The sequence below is a fragment of the Longimicrobium sp. genome (assembly GCA_036377595.1).
In the GTDB taxonomy this organism is placed as follows: Bacteria; Gemmatimonadota; Gemmatimonadetes; order Longimicrobiales; family Longimicrobiaceae; genus Longimicrobium.
The window spans coordinates 1-15,378 of sequence record DASUYB010000204.1 but is presented as its reverse complement, the minus strand read 5'-3'; the positions used below and the strand labels follow the sequence as shown (position 1 = coordinate 15,378).

Genomic DNA, 15,378 nt, shown 5'->3' with positions numbered 1-15,378 from the left:
CGATGACCTCCTGCTTGCAAAGCAGGCGCTCTCCCAGCTGAGCTAACGCCCCGAATATTGCAGACCGGGTAAAGTAACCGGACTACGGCCGAGGGAGAAGCGACATGGGTACAACACAGGCGACGGACACGAAGAAGCTGACCATTCCCTGCCCGACGTGCGGGCGCCTCAACCGCATCAACGCCAGCCGCGCCGGCGACGGCCCGAGATGCGGAGCCTGCGGTACGTCGCTCGCGCTCGACCATCCCGTGCATCTCACCGATACGACCTTCGATCGCGTCATCGGCGGCACGGACGTGCCGGTGCTGGTGGACTTCTATGCCGACTGGTGCGGGCCGTGCAAGATGGTGGCGCCCGTCATGGACGAGCTGGCGCGGACGCGGATGGGCTCGGTGCTCGTCGCCAAGGTCGACACCGAGCGCAACCCGAGGGTGTCGCAGCGCTTCGGGATCGCGTCCATCCCCACGGTGATGGTGTTCAAGGACGGCCGGCAGGTCGCCAAGCAGGTCGGCGCCCTCCCGCGCCAGGGCTACGAGCAGCTCCTCGACCAGACGTGATTCGCGGTCTGTGACGGTCCAAAGGCGGGGCGGGCACTGTGTGCCCGCCCCTTTTCGCTGAAAACGAACCCCGTGCCATGTCATTCCGAAGGCGCTGCACCGTCCTCTTGTCGCGCGCCAAACCCTTGCGCCTGAGGAATCTGTAGCCTGTTTCCGCGCGAGAATCGGCCATCGGCGCCGGGGCAGGCCGAAGATTCCTCGGGCTCACAACCGTTTGCGCGGACGCAGCTTCGGTGCGGTCGCCCTCGGAATGACAGCCATGGATTCGCGCCAGAGTTCGCAGTTCCCCCTCCCCCAGTCGGTTTTGGGGGAGGGGGTGGCGAGCGCAACGAGCCGGGGGTGGGGGCGGGATGCGGCGGAACGCGCCGGGCTCACTCCTCGAAGAAGGTGGCGTGGAGGCGGCGGACGACCTCGCGGACGCGGTCCTGGCCGACCACGAAGGTCAGGTTGATGCGCGACGCACCCTGCGAGATCATGCGCACGTTCACGTCGCGGATGGCGCCGAACACCTCGCCCGCGACCCCCGGGCTGGCGCCCAGCCCCTCGCCCACCACGCACACGATCGCGTTCCCCTCCTCCACGCCCACGGTGCCCAGCCGCTCCAGGTCGGGGATGAGCGCGGGGAGCGCCGCCGGGTCGTCGAGCGAGGCGGAGATCGAGACCTCGCTGGTGGCCACCACGTCCACCGAGGCGCGGTGGCGCTCGAACACCTCGAAGAACGCGCGCAGGAAGCCGTACGCGCCCAGCATCCGCGCCGCCGTCACCTGCACCAGCGTGGTGCCGGTCTTGTGGGCGATAGCCTTCACGGCGCGCGGGCTGGGCTCGGACTGGTCCTCGATCCACGTCCCCTCGGCCCCGGGGTCGCGCGAGTTGCACACGCGCACGGGGATGTGCTGCGCCACCGCGGGCTGGATGGTGCGGGGATGCAGCACCTTGGCGCCGAAGAAGGCCAGCTCGGCGGCCTCGGCATAGGAGAGGCGGGGGATCTGCAGCGCGTGCGGGACGACGCGCGGATCGGCGGTCAGGAAGCCGGTGACGTCGGTCCAGATCTGGATCTCGCCGGCGTCCAGCGCGGCGCCGACCAGCGCCGCGCTGTAGTCCGAGCCGCCGCGGCCGAGCGTGGTGGTGGCCCCGTTCTCGGCCGCGCCGATGAAGCCGCCCAGCACGGGGATCTCGCCCGCGCCCAGGAGCGGGCCGGCCTCGGCGCGGGTGGCGGCGCGGGTGGCGTCCATCAGCGGCTCGGCGCGGGTGTGCGCGGCGGTGGTGCGGACGCAGCGGCGCGCGTCCACCCAGCGCCCCGGCAGTCCACGCGCGCGCAGCACGGCGGCCACCAGCAGCGACGACAGCCGCTCGCCGAACGACACCACCTCGTCGTGCAGCGGCGGCCGCGTCCCCGGGTGCGCGGCGATGATGCGCAGCAGGTCGGCCAGCGTGTGACGCGCCGCTTCCAGCTCGTCCACCAGCTCCTGCCGCGCCGCCGCGGGAATGAGCGCGCGGACCACGGCGGCGTGCCGGTGCAGGTGCTCGTCGAGCGACGCGGCGGCCTCGGCGGGCTCGCCGGCGGCGGCCTGGCGCACGGCGGCCACCAGCGCGTCAGTGAAGCGCGCCATCGCCGAGACCACGACCACGGGCCGCATCTCCATCCGCGCGGCGACGATGGCGGCCACGCGCTCGAAGGCGGCCGCGTCTTCCACCGACGTGCCGCCGAACTTCATCACCGTTGGCCCGGTCATCCCCTCGGATCCCCCCCGATCAGCCGTCACGTCCTGGAAGTGCGAAAGTGCGAAAGTGCGAAAGTGCGAAAGTGCGAAAGTGCGGGAGTGCGTTGGGTCTGCGTGACTCCCACAGCGTTGCGCGGACCGAAGCCCGTTGTGCGCACCGGCCTCACGTCCGAGGCGCCGCCGGTAGTCCGCGAAGGCGGACTTCGTGTGGTTGTTTGCCGCGAATTTATTCGCCCCCGACAGCCGCCGTCGCCGGCTCCAGCTCGAGAGACCAGCCCAGCCGCGTGTCGGGCGCCAGCGAGTTGGCGACGGAGCAGTACTTGTCGAAGGAGAGCTGGATGGCGCGCTCCACGTGCTCGCGCGACGAGTCGCTGGCCACGCGGAAGGCCAGGTGCGCGTCGGTCAGGCGCCGCGGCGGCTCGGGCGCGCGCGAGAAGCGCACGGAGACGGAGATCGAAGACGGCGGCGTGCGGCGCTTTTCCAGGTAGTCGACCACGTCGATGGCCGAGCACGACGCCAGCGCCACCACCAGCGTGTCGACGGGGCTGGGCGACACCTCGCGGTTGCCGTCCACGACCAGCGACGGGCCGCCCGCGGGGCCGCCGCGCCAGCGCCGCCCGCCCTCCCAGGTGACCTCGATGGGATACTCGACCTGCACGCCCTCCGGCATCTGCCCCTCCTCACGCGGTTCATTGGTGGATACCGGTGAAACGAAGGAGGGGCGGGCGCCCGCGTCAATAGGTCGGGCCGCCGGGGTCGCGGTGACGGGTGCGGGTGGTGGCGGCCATGATCCCGATCCCCACCAGGATGATGATCCCCACCACGATCCACATCGTGGGCGCGCCCAGCAGGTGCGCGGCCAGCGCCAGGCCGATCACCAGGATGATGAAGCCGATGAGATAGGTGCTGAACGAGTTCATCCGCAGTTCTCCGCCGCTCGGGTCAACGCGTTGTGGCGCGCGGAGATGCAGGGACGGTGCCGGGGAGGGAGTGCGAGGGTGCGAAAGTGCGAGAGTGCGAAAGTGCGGGAGTGCGTCGGGCTCGAGGGATCAACGCACTCCGCACTCACGCACTTCCCCCGTCAGAACGGCACGCTGCGCTTCGCCACGTCCTCGAGCCAGAAGATGGCGCCCAGCGCGGCGACCAGGCCGACGACGGCGAACACCGTCTTTTCCGTGCTGGGCGTGTCGCGCATCGCCGTGACGAAGCGGGTGCGCATGTCCTCGCAGGTGATGGAGGTGTCGGAGATGGCGAACGTGCGCGCGTCCACCGCCGCGGCCTGCTCCGGCGTGCGGGCGCCGCGGAAGGCGCGGCGGCAATGGACGGCGGCGCGCTCGAAGTCGCGGTCGTAGTGCACCGACTCGCGCCATCCGCCGCCGCCGGGGGCCACGGTGCCGTCGCGCAGCACGTGGAAGCCGCCGCTGCCCACGGCGAACTCGCGCGTGCTGTCGGCCACCGTGCCGTAGCCCCGCATGTGATAGCAGACGCCGGCGGCCAGCGGCTCCGGCGCACGCTCCTCCTCGAACCCCTTGGGCAGCTCGCCGTAGATGATGGGCTCGGGCGCGGCCGTGCTGTCGCTCCGGTCCTTGCGGGCGATGCTCCAGACCTCGTGGCGGAGCTCGAGGGGCCGGCAGCGCTCCACCGTCAGCGCGCTGGTGGCCACCGGGCGGGTGCCGCTCCACCCGGTAATGGCGGGCTTTCCCGGGTCCGGCCGCGGCGACGTCTTGAGCTCGTAGCTGCGGAAGCACGTGGTCGCCGTCAGCAGCGGCGCGGCGGCGAGGATGGCCAGGCTCCTGCGCATGAACGGGCCTCCATCGTGTGCGGTGGGCGATGCGATGCGGAGGACGCGATGAGAACGTGCGAGCCACACCACGCCCGGACAAGCGGGAGATGAAGATTTCGGGGGGATGAAGAAGTCGAGGCCTTGCGTCGTGGCGGGCGGCTGAAGCCGCGGCTGGAACATTGGAAAGCCTCGCAAACTGCGCGAGGCTTCAATCAACCTCATGCGGACGATGCGGCGGCGCGGATGGCTGCCCACCGGCTTGGTGGCCGACCTGCAGCCTGCGCAGCAGGCTTCCCAATGTTCCAGCCGCGGGTTTACCCGCCCGTCCTAATATCGCCGTGTCCGCACTCTCGCACTCTCGCACTCTCGCACTCTCGCACTCTCGCACTCTCGCACTCTCGCACTCTCGCACTCAGCACTCAGCACTCAGTCCCCTGTCCGCCGTCCCCCGTCCCCTAGTAGTTTCCCGGGCATGAAGGACAAGATCGTCATCCGCGGGGCGCGGCAGCACAATCTCAAGAATCTCGATCTGGACCTGCCACGAAGGTCGGTGATCGTCGTCACGGGGCCGAGCGGCTCGGGAAAGAGCTCGCTGGCCTTCGACACCGTCTACGCCGAGGGGCAGCGGCGCTACGTCGAGAGCCTGTCCACCTACGCCAAGCAGTTCCTCGACCGCATGGAGAAGCCCGACGTCGACCGCGTCGAGGGCATCTCCCCCGCCGTCGCCATCGAGCAGCGCAATCCGACGAAAACGAGCCGGTCGACCGTCGGCACAGCGACCGAGGTCTACGACTATCTCCGCCTCCTCTGGGCGCGCGTCGGCCGCACCTTCTGCCCCGGCCACGGCGACACCCCCTGCGGCCGCGAGATCCGCCCCGACACCGTGCAGTCCGCGACGGACGCCGTGCTCCGGCTCCCCGACGGCGCGCGGATCATGGTCTGCTTCCCCCTCCCCCGCTCGGCGCGTCTCACCCACGCGCTGGTGGTGGAGAACCTGCGCGCGCTCGGCTTCCTGCGCGTCCTCGCCGACGGGCGCGAGCTGCACCTGGACGACGTCCCCGCGCAGGGCGCGTCGATCGACCTCACCACCGTCTCCGCGCTCCTCGTCGTCATCGACCGCCTGCGCGTCGATCCGGAGGATGCCGGCCGCCTGGCCGACTCGCTGCAGCAGGCGTTCGCCGAGGGCGAGGGCGAGGCGGTCGTCGTCCCGGTGGACGGGCCGCCGCTGCGCTTCACCGAGCGCTTCCGCTGCCCGGATCATCCCGAGATCGAGTTCGCGACGCCGTCGCCGCAGCTCTTCTCCTTCAACAACCCGTACGGGAGCTGCCCGGAGTGCACGGGGTTCGGCGCCGTCCTGCAGTTCGACGAGACGCTGATCGTCTGCAACCCCAACCGCTCGCTGGCCGAGGGCGCGGTGGACCCGTGGCGGATGCCGCGCTACGAATCGCGCCGCACGAAGCTGTACGCGTTCGCGCGCAAGGAGGGCGTCTCCGTCGACACGCCGTGGAGCGAGCTGCCGGCGGACTTCCGCCAGAAGGTGCTGCACGGCGCGCGCGGCTTCCAGGGCGTCTACTCCTTCTTCGACGACCTCGACGAGAAGCGCTACAAACAGTACATCCGCGTCTTCATCCGGCAGTACCAGACGGCGCAGACCTGCCCGGTGTGCAACGGCGCCAAGCTCCGCCCCGAGGCGCTCTGGGTGCGCGTGGGGGGGCGCAGCATCGCCGAGGTCAGCGCGCTTCCGCTCACCCGGCTGCGCACCTGGCTGGCCTCGCTGCGGCTGACGGGCGACGCGCCGGGCGCCGACTGCGCCGCGAGCCCGCTGGACGAGCAGGAGCGCGCCATCGCCGACACCATCCTCAAGGAGCTGGACGCGCGCGTCGGCTTCCTCGACGACGTGGGATTGGGATACCTCACCCTCGACCGGCAGACGCGCACCCTCTCCGGCGGCGAGGCGCAGCGCATCACCCTGGCGAATTCATTGGGATCTCGCCTGGTCGACACGCTGTACGTGCTCGACGAGCCCACCATCGGCCTCCACCCCGCGGACAACGACCGGCTGCTGCGCCTGCTTGTGCGCCTGCGCGAGCACGGCAACACCGTCCTGGTCGTCGAGCACGATCCCGATGCGATGCGGCTGGCGGACTGGCTGGTGGAGCTGGGCCCGGGGAGCGGCGAGCGCGGCGGCGACCTCGTCTTCCAGGGGCCGCTGGAGGAGATGCTGCGCGCGGAGACGCTCACCGGGCGCTACCTCTCCGGCCGCGAGTCCATCCCCCTGCCGCAGCGGCGGCGGCACGTGACGGGCACGCGGATCCGCTTGGAGGGCGCGCGCGAGCACAACCTCAAGGGCGACCGCGTGGAGATCCCCACCGGCGCGATGACGGTGGTCACCGGCGTCAGCGGCTCGGGGAAGTCGACGCTCGTGCACGACGTGCTCTACCGCGCGCTCGAGCGTGAGCTCTCCGGCGGCGAGACCAGCGCCAAGCGCCACCTGGGCGAGGCGGTGGGCGCGTTCGACCGCATCAGCGGCGCGGGGCTGCTGAAGGAGGTGGTGCTCGTCGACCAGTCGCCGATCGGGCGCACGCCGCGGTCGAACCCGGTCACCTACATCAAGGCGTGGGACGAGGTGCGGCGGATCTACTCGTCGCTTCCCGAGGCGCGGCGGCGGGGGTTCGGGCCCGGGCACTTCTCGTTCAACGTGGACGGCGGCCGCTGCCCCGCGTGCAAGGGCGAGGGGCAGGTGCAGGTGGAGATGGTGTTCATGGCCGACGTGTTCGTGCCGTGCGAGGTCTGCCAGGGCGCACGCTTCAAGCCCGAGGTGCTGGAGGTGCGCTACCGCAAGGCCAGCGTGAAGGACGTGCTGGAGATGACGGTGGACGAGGCGATCCGCTTCTTCCTGCAGGAGGACCGGCTGGGCCAGACGCTCTGGCACCTGCAGCAGGTGGGATTGGGATATCTCCGCCTCGGCCAGCCCGCGCCCACGCTGAGCGGGGGAGAGGCGCAGCGGATCAAGATCGCGCGCGAGCTGGCGCAGGGCGCGCGGCGCGGCGGCAAGAAGCTGTACGTGCTCGACGAGCCCACCACAGGGCTGCACCTGGACGACATCCGCAAGCTGCTGCGCGTGCTGAGCGACCTGGTGGACGCGGGCCACACGGTGCTGCTCATCGAGCACAACCTGGACGTGATCAAGACCGCCGACTGGATTGTGGACCTGGGTCCCGGCGCCGGCCCCGATGGCGGCCGCGTGGTGGCCATGGGCCCACCCGAGGAGGTCGCCCGAGTCTCCGACAGCCTCACCGGCCGCTACCTGGCGCGCCTGCTGGGGGACGCGCCGAGGCTTGCGGCGGCGGGGTAGACGGACGGCTTGTGCACGGCGTGACCGCTTGACGAATCAGGCGAAGGTGTGTACGTTTCATGAGTTAATTTCGGCAGATGTTCGGCGTGAAACGGGGAGGGCAGAGGATGGTTTCCGCACACGACGTCGCGGCGTACATCCTTCGAGAGCACGGCCCCATGTCCGCGATGAAGCTCCAGAAGCTGATCTACTACGCGCAGGCATGGTCGCTCGTCTGGGATGATCGCCAGCTGTTCGGCGAGCCGATCGAGGCGTGGGCGAACGGGCCGGTGGTCCGCAGCCTCTACGACCGCCACCGGGGCCAGTTCGAAATCCGTGAATGGTCCTGGGGCAATCCCGCGAAGCTGGACGAGGATGCCCGGGAAACCGTCGATGCGGTGCTCGACTACTACGGCGGCCGCAGCGCCCAGGTGCTCAGCGACCTGACGCACCGCGAGCTGCCCTGGCGCGAGGCCCGGAAGGGGGTGCCCGACGGAGAGCGTGGCGCCGCACCGATCTCGCTCGCCACGATGTCGGAGTACTACAGCTCGCTCCCGTGATGGCGAAGAAGAAACCACACAGGAAGGCGAGGTCGGAATACGCGGACCCGGGCAAGATTCCCCGGTCCGCGTATCCACTTGAGACCCGGAAACAGCCGCGGGAGGCTCCTCCGGCCGATCCGAACGCCCGGACTCCGGTCTGGGCGTTTCGCATCGTCGACATCGGCGGCCCGTGGTGCTGGACCACCATGAGCGCGAAGGAAGCGGAATCCGTGCTCCGGCGCCTCGGATCGTACGAATCGATGACGTGGCGGGAGATCGACGGACCTACGGGCAGCCACGGGGTCGACTTCGGCTCCTTAGCTAAGAAGGCGCGCGACCGGCTGGAGGCGATCGAGCAGGACGATGCAGCGGAATACTTCTCCCTCCGCATCGACGGGCCGGGCCGCGTCTGGGGCATCCGTGAGGAGCACGTGATGAGGATTCTCTGGTGGGATCCAAATCATGAGGTCTGCCCGTCGCGCTTGAAGCATACGTAGGTTGGGCGACGTCGATCCGATGCGAGGCCCCTCTCCCGGCAGGTCCGGGAGAGGGGCCTCGTACGTCTCGAACCATCGTCAGGCTGCGCCGCGGCGCATCTCCAACCACCGCTTCAGCGAACGCTGGCTTTCGCCGGAGGGCTTCCCCGCGAGCAGGTTCTCGACGCTGATGTCTTCGTCGAGGTCGGGCCAGTGGATTCCTTCCCCCCCGCCGATGAACCGCCAGTTGCCACGCTCCTCGGGCGTGCCGTGTGCCAGGCGCGGATACCACGCCAGCGGCGCCGAGATCGTACGCCCGTCCGCAAGCTCCACGGTCAGCGCGTCGTCGGTCACGGTCACCCGGGTCGCTTCGGGGATGCGCAGTTCACTCATCAAAGTAGTCATTCCACGCCCTCAGCAACTGCTCCCGGTGTGCTTCGACCAAGGCGGTAATCCGGTTCAGCTCGATCCCGCTGAATCCTCCGCTGTTCTGCATGCGAACGGGATCGAGCCAGAACTTCGCCCGATTGTCTTCCCGTTCCACGTGCACGTGCGGAGGCTCGTCGCGGTCGCCTGCGTAGAAGAAAAACCGGTATGGTCCGCTACGCAATACGGTCGGCATAGCGCTCCTGTTCCGCAACTCGCCGTTTCGATTGATGTCGCTTCGATTCACGTTGAGCTCCGACGATACGAACACTGTCAACTTCGCAGAAGGTGACTGAATGCAGCGAAGCCTTGCAATGACCGCTCTGGCGGGGCCTATTCTCCGAAGTGTGTCTCCGGATCTCCCTCATCAGCCCTGACGTGACTGACCGCGCGCCTTCTCCTGATCCGCCCCTCGTGCGGTTCGATTCGCTCGACCCGGTGCGGGGGGCGGGGTCGTACCGCTTCGGCGGGCTGCGGCGCGTGGTGCGGGCGCACGCGCTCGGCGACGTGCTGCCGGCGATGCGCGAGGTGGAGCGGGCCGTCGCCGAGGGACTCCACGCGGCCGGGTTCATGGCGTACGAGGCCGCACCCGCGTTCGACCCCGCGCTGGTGACGCGCGTGCCGGACCCGCGGCTGCCGCTGGCGTGGTTCGGGATCTTCGAGGAGCGGATCGAGACGGAGCCGGTCGAAGCGCCCGACGACCTCGACGCGGCGGAGATCGGCGAGCTGCGCGCGGACGTGCGTGAGGCGGAGCACGCGGCGCAGGTCGCGCGCATCCGCGAGCTGATCGCGGCGGGCGACACCTACCAGGTGAACCTCACCTTCCCGCTCCGCGCGCCGTTCGCCGGCTCGCCGTCGGCGCTGTACCGGCGGCTGTGCCATGCGCAGCGGGCGGCGTACTGCGCGCTGCTCGACTTCGGCGACATGGCCGTCGTCTCCGCGTCTCCCGAGCTGTTCTTCCGCTGGGCGGGCGGCGAGCTGGAGCTGCGGCCGATGAAGGGGACGCGGCCGCGCGGCGCATCGCCCGATGAGGACGCGGAGATCGCGGCGGAGCTGGCGGCATCGCCCAAGGACCGCGCCGAGAACCTGATGATCGTGGACCTGCTGCGGAACGACGCGGGGCGGATCGCGGAGTTCGGCGGGGTGCGCGTGGAGCGGATGTTCGAGGTGGAGCGCTACCCCACGGTGCACCAGATGACGTCCACCATCCGTGCGCGGACCCGGGCGGGAACGACGCTGGCGGACGTGTTCCGCGCGCTCTTCCCGTGCGGCTCGGTCACCGGGGCGCCCAAGGTGCGCACGTCGCAGATCATCGCGGAGCTGGAGGGCGCGCCGCGCGGCGTGTATACGGGCGCGGTCGGCTTCGCGTCGCCGGGGGAGGCGGTGTTCAGCGTGGCCATCCGCACGCTGCTGCTCGACTGCGCGGCGGGCATGGCGGAGCTGGGCGTGGGGAGCGGGATCACGTGGGATTCGGACGCGGCGGCGGAGTACCGCGAGTGCCTGTCCAAGTCCGCGTTCGTGCGCCGCGAACCCGATCCCGCGCTGATCGAGACGTTCGGCTGGACGCCGGGGGAGGGCTTCGTTCGCCTGGCCGGGCACCTCGCGCGGCTGGCGGCGTCGGCGGCACACTTTGGCTACGCGTTCGATGCGGATTCGCTCGCGCGGCGGCTCGACACGCTCGCGGAGACGCTGCCGCGCGAGCCGCGGACAATCCGCGTGACGCTGCAGCCGGGCGGGCGCATCGACATCTCCCACGAGCCGATGCGGCGCTGGGCGGAGCCGGTGCGGCTGGCCGTCGCTCGTCGCCGTCTCCCGAGCGATCACCCGCTGTGGCGCCACAAGACGGCGCGGCGCGCGCTCTACCGCGACCACGCGCCCGTCTCCATCCCCCACGACGACGTGCTGCTGGTGAACGAGCGCGGCGAGCTGGCCGAGACGCGCATCGCCAACGTGGTGCTGGAGATCGACGGCGCGCTGTGGACGCCGCGCGTGGACGCGGGCCTCCTCCCCGGCGTCCTCCGCGCCGAACTGCTGCGCGACGGCGCCCTCCACGAGCGCACGCTCACGCTCGCCGACCTGGAGCGCGCGACGGCCGTGTGGGTGATCAACTCGCTGCGCGGCTGGGGACGCGCCGTCGTCGTCTCCCCGTCGACGGACACGGAAACGCAGATGCCGGCAGCCTCGGCCGTCGGCATCCCGTCGACGTAAAGCATCGCAAAAGACAGTCACACAGAGAACACAGAGATCACGGAGGCACAGAGAACCAATCGCGGTCCTCGGTGCCTCCGTGATCTCCGTGTCCTCCATGTGAAAACCAGGATCGCCAATCCCCGAGCGATCATTCGGGATTCGAGATCAGAGCATGTCGAACGCGGCGGCGGCCTCCTCGTACAGGCGGTCGAGCGTCTCGCCGCGTTCCTCGTCGCGCGGGCCGCGGCGGAAGCGCTTGTACATCGTCCCGGTCTCCAGCCGCTCCACCCTCTCCATCCACGGCTCGCTGTCGGGCGCGACCCGGGCCAGCACCCGCGCGCTCTCGATCGCGAAGACCTCGTCTCCTGCTCGCGAGGCCACCGCGTAGGTGCGCTCGGCCACGGCGGCGCTCTCGTCGTCCATCCCCAGCTCCTCGCAGAGCTGCGCCGCGCGGAGCATCGGGTACAGCGCCGCCAGCACGCGCTGCAGGTTGTCGGGCTCGATGCTGGCCGAGCAGAACGCGGGGAGGAAGCCGGTGATCGCCGTCCGTGCGCGCCCGGTCTCGCCGGCGCACGCCAGCACCTCGGCGCGGCGCACGCGCAGCGCCGCGCCCTCCCATCCGCGCACCCGGCGGATCCCGTCGACGCACGCCTGCCCGGCGCGCTCGTAGTCACCCAGCCTGCACGCGGCCACCGCCACCGCCTCGTCCACCGTGCAGCGGATCCAGTCGGGGTCGTCCTCGCCCAGGCTCGCGGCGAAGTCCAGCGCCTCCTGCCACCGGGCGTTCACCAGTAGCGCCTTCAGCCCCTCGCTGACGTACAGGTCGCGCAGGTAGCGCTTGTAGCCCTCGCGGTCGGGGGCGTCCAGGTTCAGCCCGGGCACGCCGTGCCCCAGGCGGAGGAGGTTGCGCCGGCGGCACTCCTCCACCGCCTCCAGCCGCCGCAGCGCCGATTCCCACTCGCCGGTGAAGGTGTCCAGCCGCGCGTGGTTGATCCACGGGCTGACCGTGAAGTCGGTGATGGCCACGACGCCGCTGCGGCGGATGAGGCGGTTGATCCACCGCAGCTGCCGCTTCACCAGCCCGGCGGCCACCCGGCCGGCGCCGTCGTGCACGGCGATCAGCGCGGTGTTGTTTCCCACCCGGCTGAATTCGTAAGCGAAGCGGTAGACGTCGCGGCTCTCTCGGAGCGTCTCGCCGATGGTCTCGCGCAGCTGCGTGCTCCACCGCAGCAGCCCGGAGTGGAGGGCGCGCTCGCGGATCAGCATGGGCGCGCTGGAGATGGCAGGGCCGCCTGGTGCGGCGCGGACGGCGCGGGGAAGGGCGTCGCTGACCCGGATGCCGGGCAGTTCCTGGGTGACGGTGCTCACGAAGTCTCCTTTTGACGCGGCTCCGGGATGCCTGCTTCCCATCCAACGCCTCGACGACATTCGGGGCAACAGCGGTGCCGTATGCGGAGATCGCGCAAACGTCTGTGGGAGAGGAGCTTGCCGGCGGACGTGCGCCCGACGGGGTGGAGATCGGCCCCGAATCAGTAGAGCCCAGCCTCTATCCCGGGGATGATACGGACGGTGTGGATTGGAGATCGCGGGGGCGGGGTTCAGCAGCAGCAGAGCGTCCCCTCGCGCAGCGCCTCGCGCCCTTCGCGGAAGAGCAGCAGGGCGATGACGATCCCCATCACGGGATCCGCCTGCCAGAGCCCGAAGGCGCGGTTCAGCACGAGGCCGAGCAGCACGCCGGCCGACATCCCCATGCACGCCAGCGTCTGCTTCGAGTCGGCCGCCAGGCTGCGGCTGCCGATGCGGCGCGCGGTGCGGCGCTTGGCCAGGTACAGCAGCGGCATCACCACCAGCGAGACGAGGGCGATGGCGATGCCGGGGACGGAGCCCTCCGGCCGCTCGCCGACCCACAGCTTGCGCGCCGCGCCGAGCAGCACGTACGCGCCCAGGACGAAGAAGGTGCAGCCGACCAGGCGCACGGCGCGGCGTTCGGCGCGCTCGGCGTCGGCGTGCGGGCGGCGTGTGCGGAAGCGCCACACCATGATCGCGCCGGACAGCGACTCCACGAAGCTGTCCAGCCCGAACCCCACCAGCGCCGCGCTCCCCGCCACGCCACCGGCGGCCACCGACGCCACCCCCTCCGCCACGTTGTACGCGACGGTGAAGTACGACAGCCGCAGCGCGCGGCGCTCCGGATCGCTGCCCATCTCCCTCCTCTGGCCCGTGGTCCGCCTCCCCGGCAATATGTCGTCTCGCGGTGCATCGCGGCACGGCTCTTCCGCCACGGGGACGAAGACGCGCCCGGCCACCGCGGGGCGGCCGGGCGCGGGCGTCGCCGGGATCGCGGGGAATCAGAGGGCGATGTACAGCCGCCCCCCGTGCCTGCACCGGCGGGTGTGGCGATGACGGTAGCGGTCGTCGTACCGCACCCCCGCCGCGCGCAGCACCAGGTCCACGAGGTTCGGGTTGCGGCGGTAGATGCGGTGGTCGTTGCGGTAGTAGCGGTCGTCGTAGCGGTACCGGTACGCGTCGCGGTAGCGATAGCCGTTGTCGCGATAGACGACGCGGGAGCGGTAGACCGGCTCCCTGTAGCGGTGGGCGGGGATGTAGATGCGGTCGCGGTACGCCGTCCGGTACCGGTAGTCGCCGCGGTGGATCACGACGCGGCCGTGGGTGCGGTGGGTGCGCTGCCCGTCGGCGGCGCCGGGGACCGCCGCGCAGACGAGGGGGATGGCGAACAGCGCGAGGAGAAGTCTGGAGCGCATCGGATCCTCCTGCCGTGGGGGGATGCGGGGTCACCAGGGATTAGATCCAACGATTTGCAGATGGGTTTGCTTGCACCGGTACCATTTCGTCGCGCCCTGCTCGCGGTCGGGCTGACGGCGTCGCTCGTCTCGGCCTGCTCGCCCGGCTACGTGCTGCGCGGCGCGTGGGAAGAGGCGAAGATCCTGTCGCGGCGGCGGCCGATCACCGCCGTCATCGCCGACCCGCGGCAGCCGGCCGAGACGCGGCGCAAGCTGCGGCTGGTGCTCGACGTGCGCGCCTTCGCCCGCGACTCGCTGGGCGAGCGCACGGGCGACAGCTACACCCTGTTCGCCGAGAAGAAGTCCGACACGCTGGCCACCGTCCTCTCCGCGGCCTACAAGGACCGGTTCCGTGCGAAGACGTGGTGGTTCCCCGTCGTGGGGAGCGTGCCGTACAAGGGGTTCTTCCACGAGGAGGACGCGCGCCGCGAGGCCGAGAAGCTGGAGGCGGAGGGGTTCGACACCTACATGCGGCCGACGTCGGCGTTCAGCACGCTGGGGTGGTTCAACGACCCCGTGTTGAGCACGCTGCTGCGCTACGACGACGTGGACCTGGCCAACACGGTGATCCACGAGCTCTTCCACAACACCTTCTTCGCGCCGGGGAAGATCGCGTTCAACGAGAGCATGGCCAACTTCGCGGGGGGGCGGGGCGCGATCGAGTTCTTCTGCCGCCGCGACGGCCCCGACGCGCCCACCTGCCGCCGCGCGCGCGACGAGTGGGACGACGACCTGGCGTTCGGCTTCTTCATGAGCGAGCTGGTGCACGACCTGGAGTCGCTGTACGCGCGCACCGACATCACCCGCGAGCAGAAGCTGGCGCTGCGCGAGGAGGTGTTCGCGCGGGCGCAGCGCCGGTTCGCCGACGAGCTGCGGCCGCGGCTGAAGGTGAACACCTTCGCCAGCTTCACCCGCGAGCCGCTGAACAACGCCACGCTGATCTCGCGTCGCATCTACTACGACCGGCTGGACCTGTTCGAGCGCGTGTACCAGAGCCGCGGCGGCGACCTGCGCCGCACCCTGGCCGACATCGTCGCCGCCGCCCGCGCCAACCGCGCCGACCCCTACGCCGGCGTGGCCGCGCTGGTGCGGTAAAGAGTTCCGGATACAGACTGGTCTCACGCAGAGTCAGCAGAGTCAGCAGAGGAACTGCAGCCGTTTCCTCTGCTGACTCTGCTAACCCTGCGTGAGATCAATCTTTTTCTGATCGGGCAGAGATGACCAAGGGGAGGCCCCGAGCGAGGCCTCCCCTTTCTGCTGTCCAGCGGTCCGGCGATCAGACGTTGCCGGCGCCTTCGTCGTCGCGGCCGGTGCCGCCCGGGTTGCCGGTGCCGCCGCCGAAGTCCGTGCCGCCGCCGGTGCCGCCCGTGGAGCCGCCCATCAGCTCCGCGCCGGTGCGGCGGGTGGTGGTGCGGCCGCCGGCGCTCATCCCGCCGCCGCTGCTCCCCGTCTCCCTGCCGCCGCCGAAGCCGCCGCGGCTGCCGCCCATCCCGCCGCCGAACGAGCCGCCGCGCGACTGGCTGCCGCGCATCGTCCCGCCGCGGCCGC

The 15,378-nt window shown here is 70.7% G+C and carries 16 protein-coding genes; 6 read left to right on the top strand and 10 right to left on the bottom strand.

The window, feature by feature from the left end; translation table 11 throughout:
• Window positions 1-104: 104 nt before the first annotated feature.
• The gene (gene trxC, locus VF092_31715; protein ID HEX6751905.1) at window positions 105-557 is read left to right on the top strand and encodes a thioredoxin TrxC; all 453 of its coding nucleotides are present in this window, start codon (window positions 105-107) and stop codon (window positions 555-557) included.
• A gap of 371 nt (window positions 558-928) precedes the next feature.
• On the opposite strand, the gene lysC is transcribed toward trxC, so the two are convergent.
• The 4 genes from lysC to VF092_31695 form a co-directional block, all read right to left on the bottom strand.
• On the bottom strand, window positions 929-2,290 hold the full coding sequence (gene lysC, locus VF092_31710; GenBank protein HEX6751904.1) for a lysine-sensitive aspartokinase 3: 1,362 nt from the start codon (window positions 2,288-2,290) through the stop codon (window positions 929-931).
• A 214-nt stretch (window positions 2,291-2,504) separates the two neighbouring features.
• Complete coding sequence (locus VF092_31705; protein ID HEX6751903.1) at window positions 2,505-2,948, bottom strand: OsmC family protein; 444 nt, start codon at window positions 2,946-2,948, stop codon at window positions 2,505-2,507.
• A gap of 64 nt (window positions 2,949-3,012) precedes the next feature.
• A complete protein-coding gene (locus VF092_31700; GenBank protein HEX6751902.1) occupies window positions 3,013-3,198 on the bottom strand; it encodes a hypothetical protein in 186 nt (61 codons plus the stop codon).
• A 161-nt stretch (window positions 3,199-3,359) separates the two neighbouring features.
• A complete protein-coding gene (locus VF092_31695; GenBank protein HEX6751901.1) occupies window positions 3,360-4,079 on the bottom strand; it encodes a hypothetical protein in 720 nt (239 codons plus the stop codon).
• 454 nt (window positions 4,080-4,533) lie between these two features.
• Between VF092_31695 and uvrA the strand changes: the two genes are divergently transcribed.
• From uvrA to VF092_31680, 3 genes are all read left to right on the top strand, one after another.
• On the top strand, window positions 4,534-7,416 hold the full coding sequence (uvrA, locus tag VF092_31690) for an excinuclease ABC subunit UvrA (protein ID HEX6751900.1): 2,883 nt from the start codon (window positions 4,534-4,536) through the stop codon (window positions 7,414-7,416).
• A 158-nt stretch (window positions 7,417-7,574) separates the two neighbouring features.
• A complete protein-coding gene (locus VF092_31685) occupies window positions 7,575-7,955 on the top strand; it encodes a type II toxin-antitoxin system antitoxin SocA domain-containing protein (protein ID HEX6751899.1) in 381 nt (126 codons plus the stop codon).
• Entirely contained in the window at window positions 7,955-8,434 is a 480-nt protein-coding gene (locus VF092_31680) for a hypothetical protein (protein ID HEX6751898.1), read from the top strand. The genes VF092_31685 and VF092_31680 overlap by 1 nt, the downstream gene beginning before the upstream one ends.
• A gap of 78 nt (window positions 8,435-8,512) precedes the next feature.
• Here the strand turns inward: VF092_31680 and VF092_31675 are convergent, their stop codons facing one another.
• Window positions 8,513-8,806 (bottom strand): DUF2442 domain-containing protein, encoded by a 294-nt coding sequence (locus VF092_31675; protein ID HEX6751897.1) that lies wholly within the window; start codon window positions 8,804-8,806, stop codon window positions 8,513-8,515.
• Window positions 8,799-9,086 (bottom strand): DUF4160 domain-containing protein, encoded by a 288-nt coding sequence (locus tag VF092_31670; GenBank protein ID HEX6751896.1) that lies wholly within the window; start codon window positions 9,084-9,086, stop codon window positions 8,799-8,801. Before VF092_31670 ends, VF092_31675 begins: the two co-directional genes overlap by 8 nt.
• A gap of 167 nt (window positions 9,087-9,253) precedes the next feature.
• Between VF092_31670 and pabB the strand changes: the two genes are divergently transcribed.
• Window positions 9,254-11,047 (top strand): aminodeoxychorismate synthase component I, encoded by a 1,794-nt coding sequence (gene pabB, locus VF092_31665; protein ID HEX6751895.1) that lies wholly within the window; start codon window positions 9,254-9,256, stop codon window positions 11,045-11,047.
• 147 nt (window positions 11,048-11,194) lie between these two features.
• Here pabB and VF092_31660 read toward each other — a convergent pair whose 3' ends face one another.
• From VF092_31660 to VF092_31650, 3 genes are all read right to left on the bottom strand, one after another.
• Window positions 11,195-12,397 (bottom strand): hypothetical protein, encoded by a 1,203-nt coding sequence (locus VF092_31660; protein ID HEX6751894.1) that lies wholly within the window; start codon window positions 12,395-12,397, stop codon window positions 11,195-11,197.
• A gap of 230 nt (window positions 12,398-12,627) precedes the next feature.
• Window positions 12,628-13,233: a cation transporter gene (locus VF092_31655; GenBank protein HEX6751893.1), complete on the bottom strand. Its 606-nt coding sequence runs from the start codon at window positions 13,231-13,233 to the stop codon at window positions 12,628-12,630.
• 144 nt (window positions 13,234-13,377) lie between these two features.
• Window positions 13,378-13,791 carry a hypothetical protein gene (locus VF092_31650; protein ID HEX6751892.1) on the bottom strand — a complete coding sequence of 138 codons (414 nt, stop codon included), beginning with the start codon at window positions 13,789-13,791 and terminating at the stop codon, window positions 13,378-13,380.
• A gap of 60 nt (window positions 13,792-13,851) precedes the next feature.
• Between VF092_31650 and VF092_31645 the strand changes: the two genes are divergently transcribed.
• On the top strand, window positions 13,852-14,925 hold the full coding sequence (locus VF092_31645) for an aminopeptidase (GenBank protein HEX6751891.1): 1,074 nt from the start codon (window positions 13,852-13,854) through the stop codon (window positions 14,923-14,925).
• Window positions 14,926-15,106: 181 nt separating this feature from the next.
• On the opposite strand, the gene VF092_31640 is transcribed toward VF092_31645, so the two are convergent.
• Window positions 15,107-15,378 (bottom strand): hypothetical protein (locus VF092_31640; GenBank protein ID HEX6751890.1); only part of this gene is annotated, 272 nt, incomplete at its 5' end.

Bases quoted from the DNA above. Each gene is read 5' to 3' on its own strand.
- trxC (HEX6751905.1), top strand. From the start codon at position 105: ATGGGTACAACACAGGCGACGGACACGAAGAAGCTGACCATTCCCTGC.
- lysC (HEX6751904.1), bottom strand. From the start codon at position 2,290: ATGACCGGGCCAACGGTGATGAAGTTCGGCGGCACGTCGGTGGAAGAC.
- VF092_31705 (HEX6751903.1), bottom strand. From the start codon at position 2,948: ATGCCGGAGGGCGTGCAGGTCGAGTATCCCATCGAGGTCACCTGGGAG.
- VF092_31700 (HEX6751902.1), bottom strand. From the start codon at position 3,198: ATGAACTCGTTCAGCACCTATCTCATCGGCTTCATCATCCTGGTGATC.
- VF092_31695 (HEX6751901.1), bottom strand. From the start codon at position 4,079: ATGCGCAGGAGCCTGGCCATCCTCGCCGCCGCGCCGCTGCTGACGGCG.
- uvrA (HEX6751900.1), top strand. From the start codon at position 4,534: ATGAAGGACAAGATCGTCATCCGCGGGGCGCGGCAGCACAATCTCAAG.
- VF092_31685 (HEX6751899.1), top strand. From the start codon at position 7,575: ATGTCCGCGATGAAGCTCCAGAAGCTGATCTACTACGCGCAGGCATGG.
- VF092_31680 (HEX6751898.1), top strand. From the start codon at position 7,955: ATGGCGAAGAAGAAACCACACAGGAAGGCGAGGTCGGAATACGCGGAC.
- VF092_31675 (HEX6751897.1), bottom strand. From the start codon at position 8,806: ATGAGTGAACTGCGCATCCCCGAAGCGACCCGGGTGACCGTGACCGAC.
- VF092_31655 (HEX6751893.1), bottom strand. From the start codon at position 13,233: ATGGGCAGCGATCCGGAGCGCCGCGCGCTGCGGCTGTCGTACTTCACC.
- VF092_31650 (HEX6751892.1), bottom strand. From the start codon at position 13,791: ATGCGCTCCAGACTTCTCCTCGCGCTGTTCGCCATCCCCCTCGTCTGC.
- VF092_31645 (HEX6751891.1), top strand. From the start codon at position 13,852: ATGGGTTTGCTTGCACCGGTACCATTTCGTCGCGCCCTGCTCGCGGTC.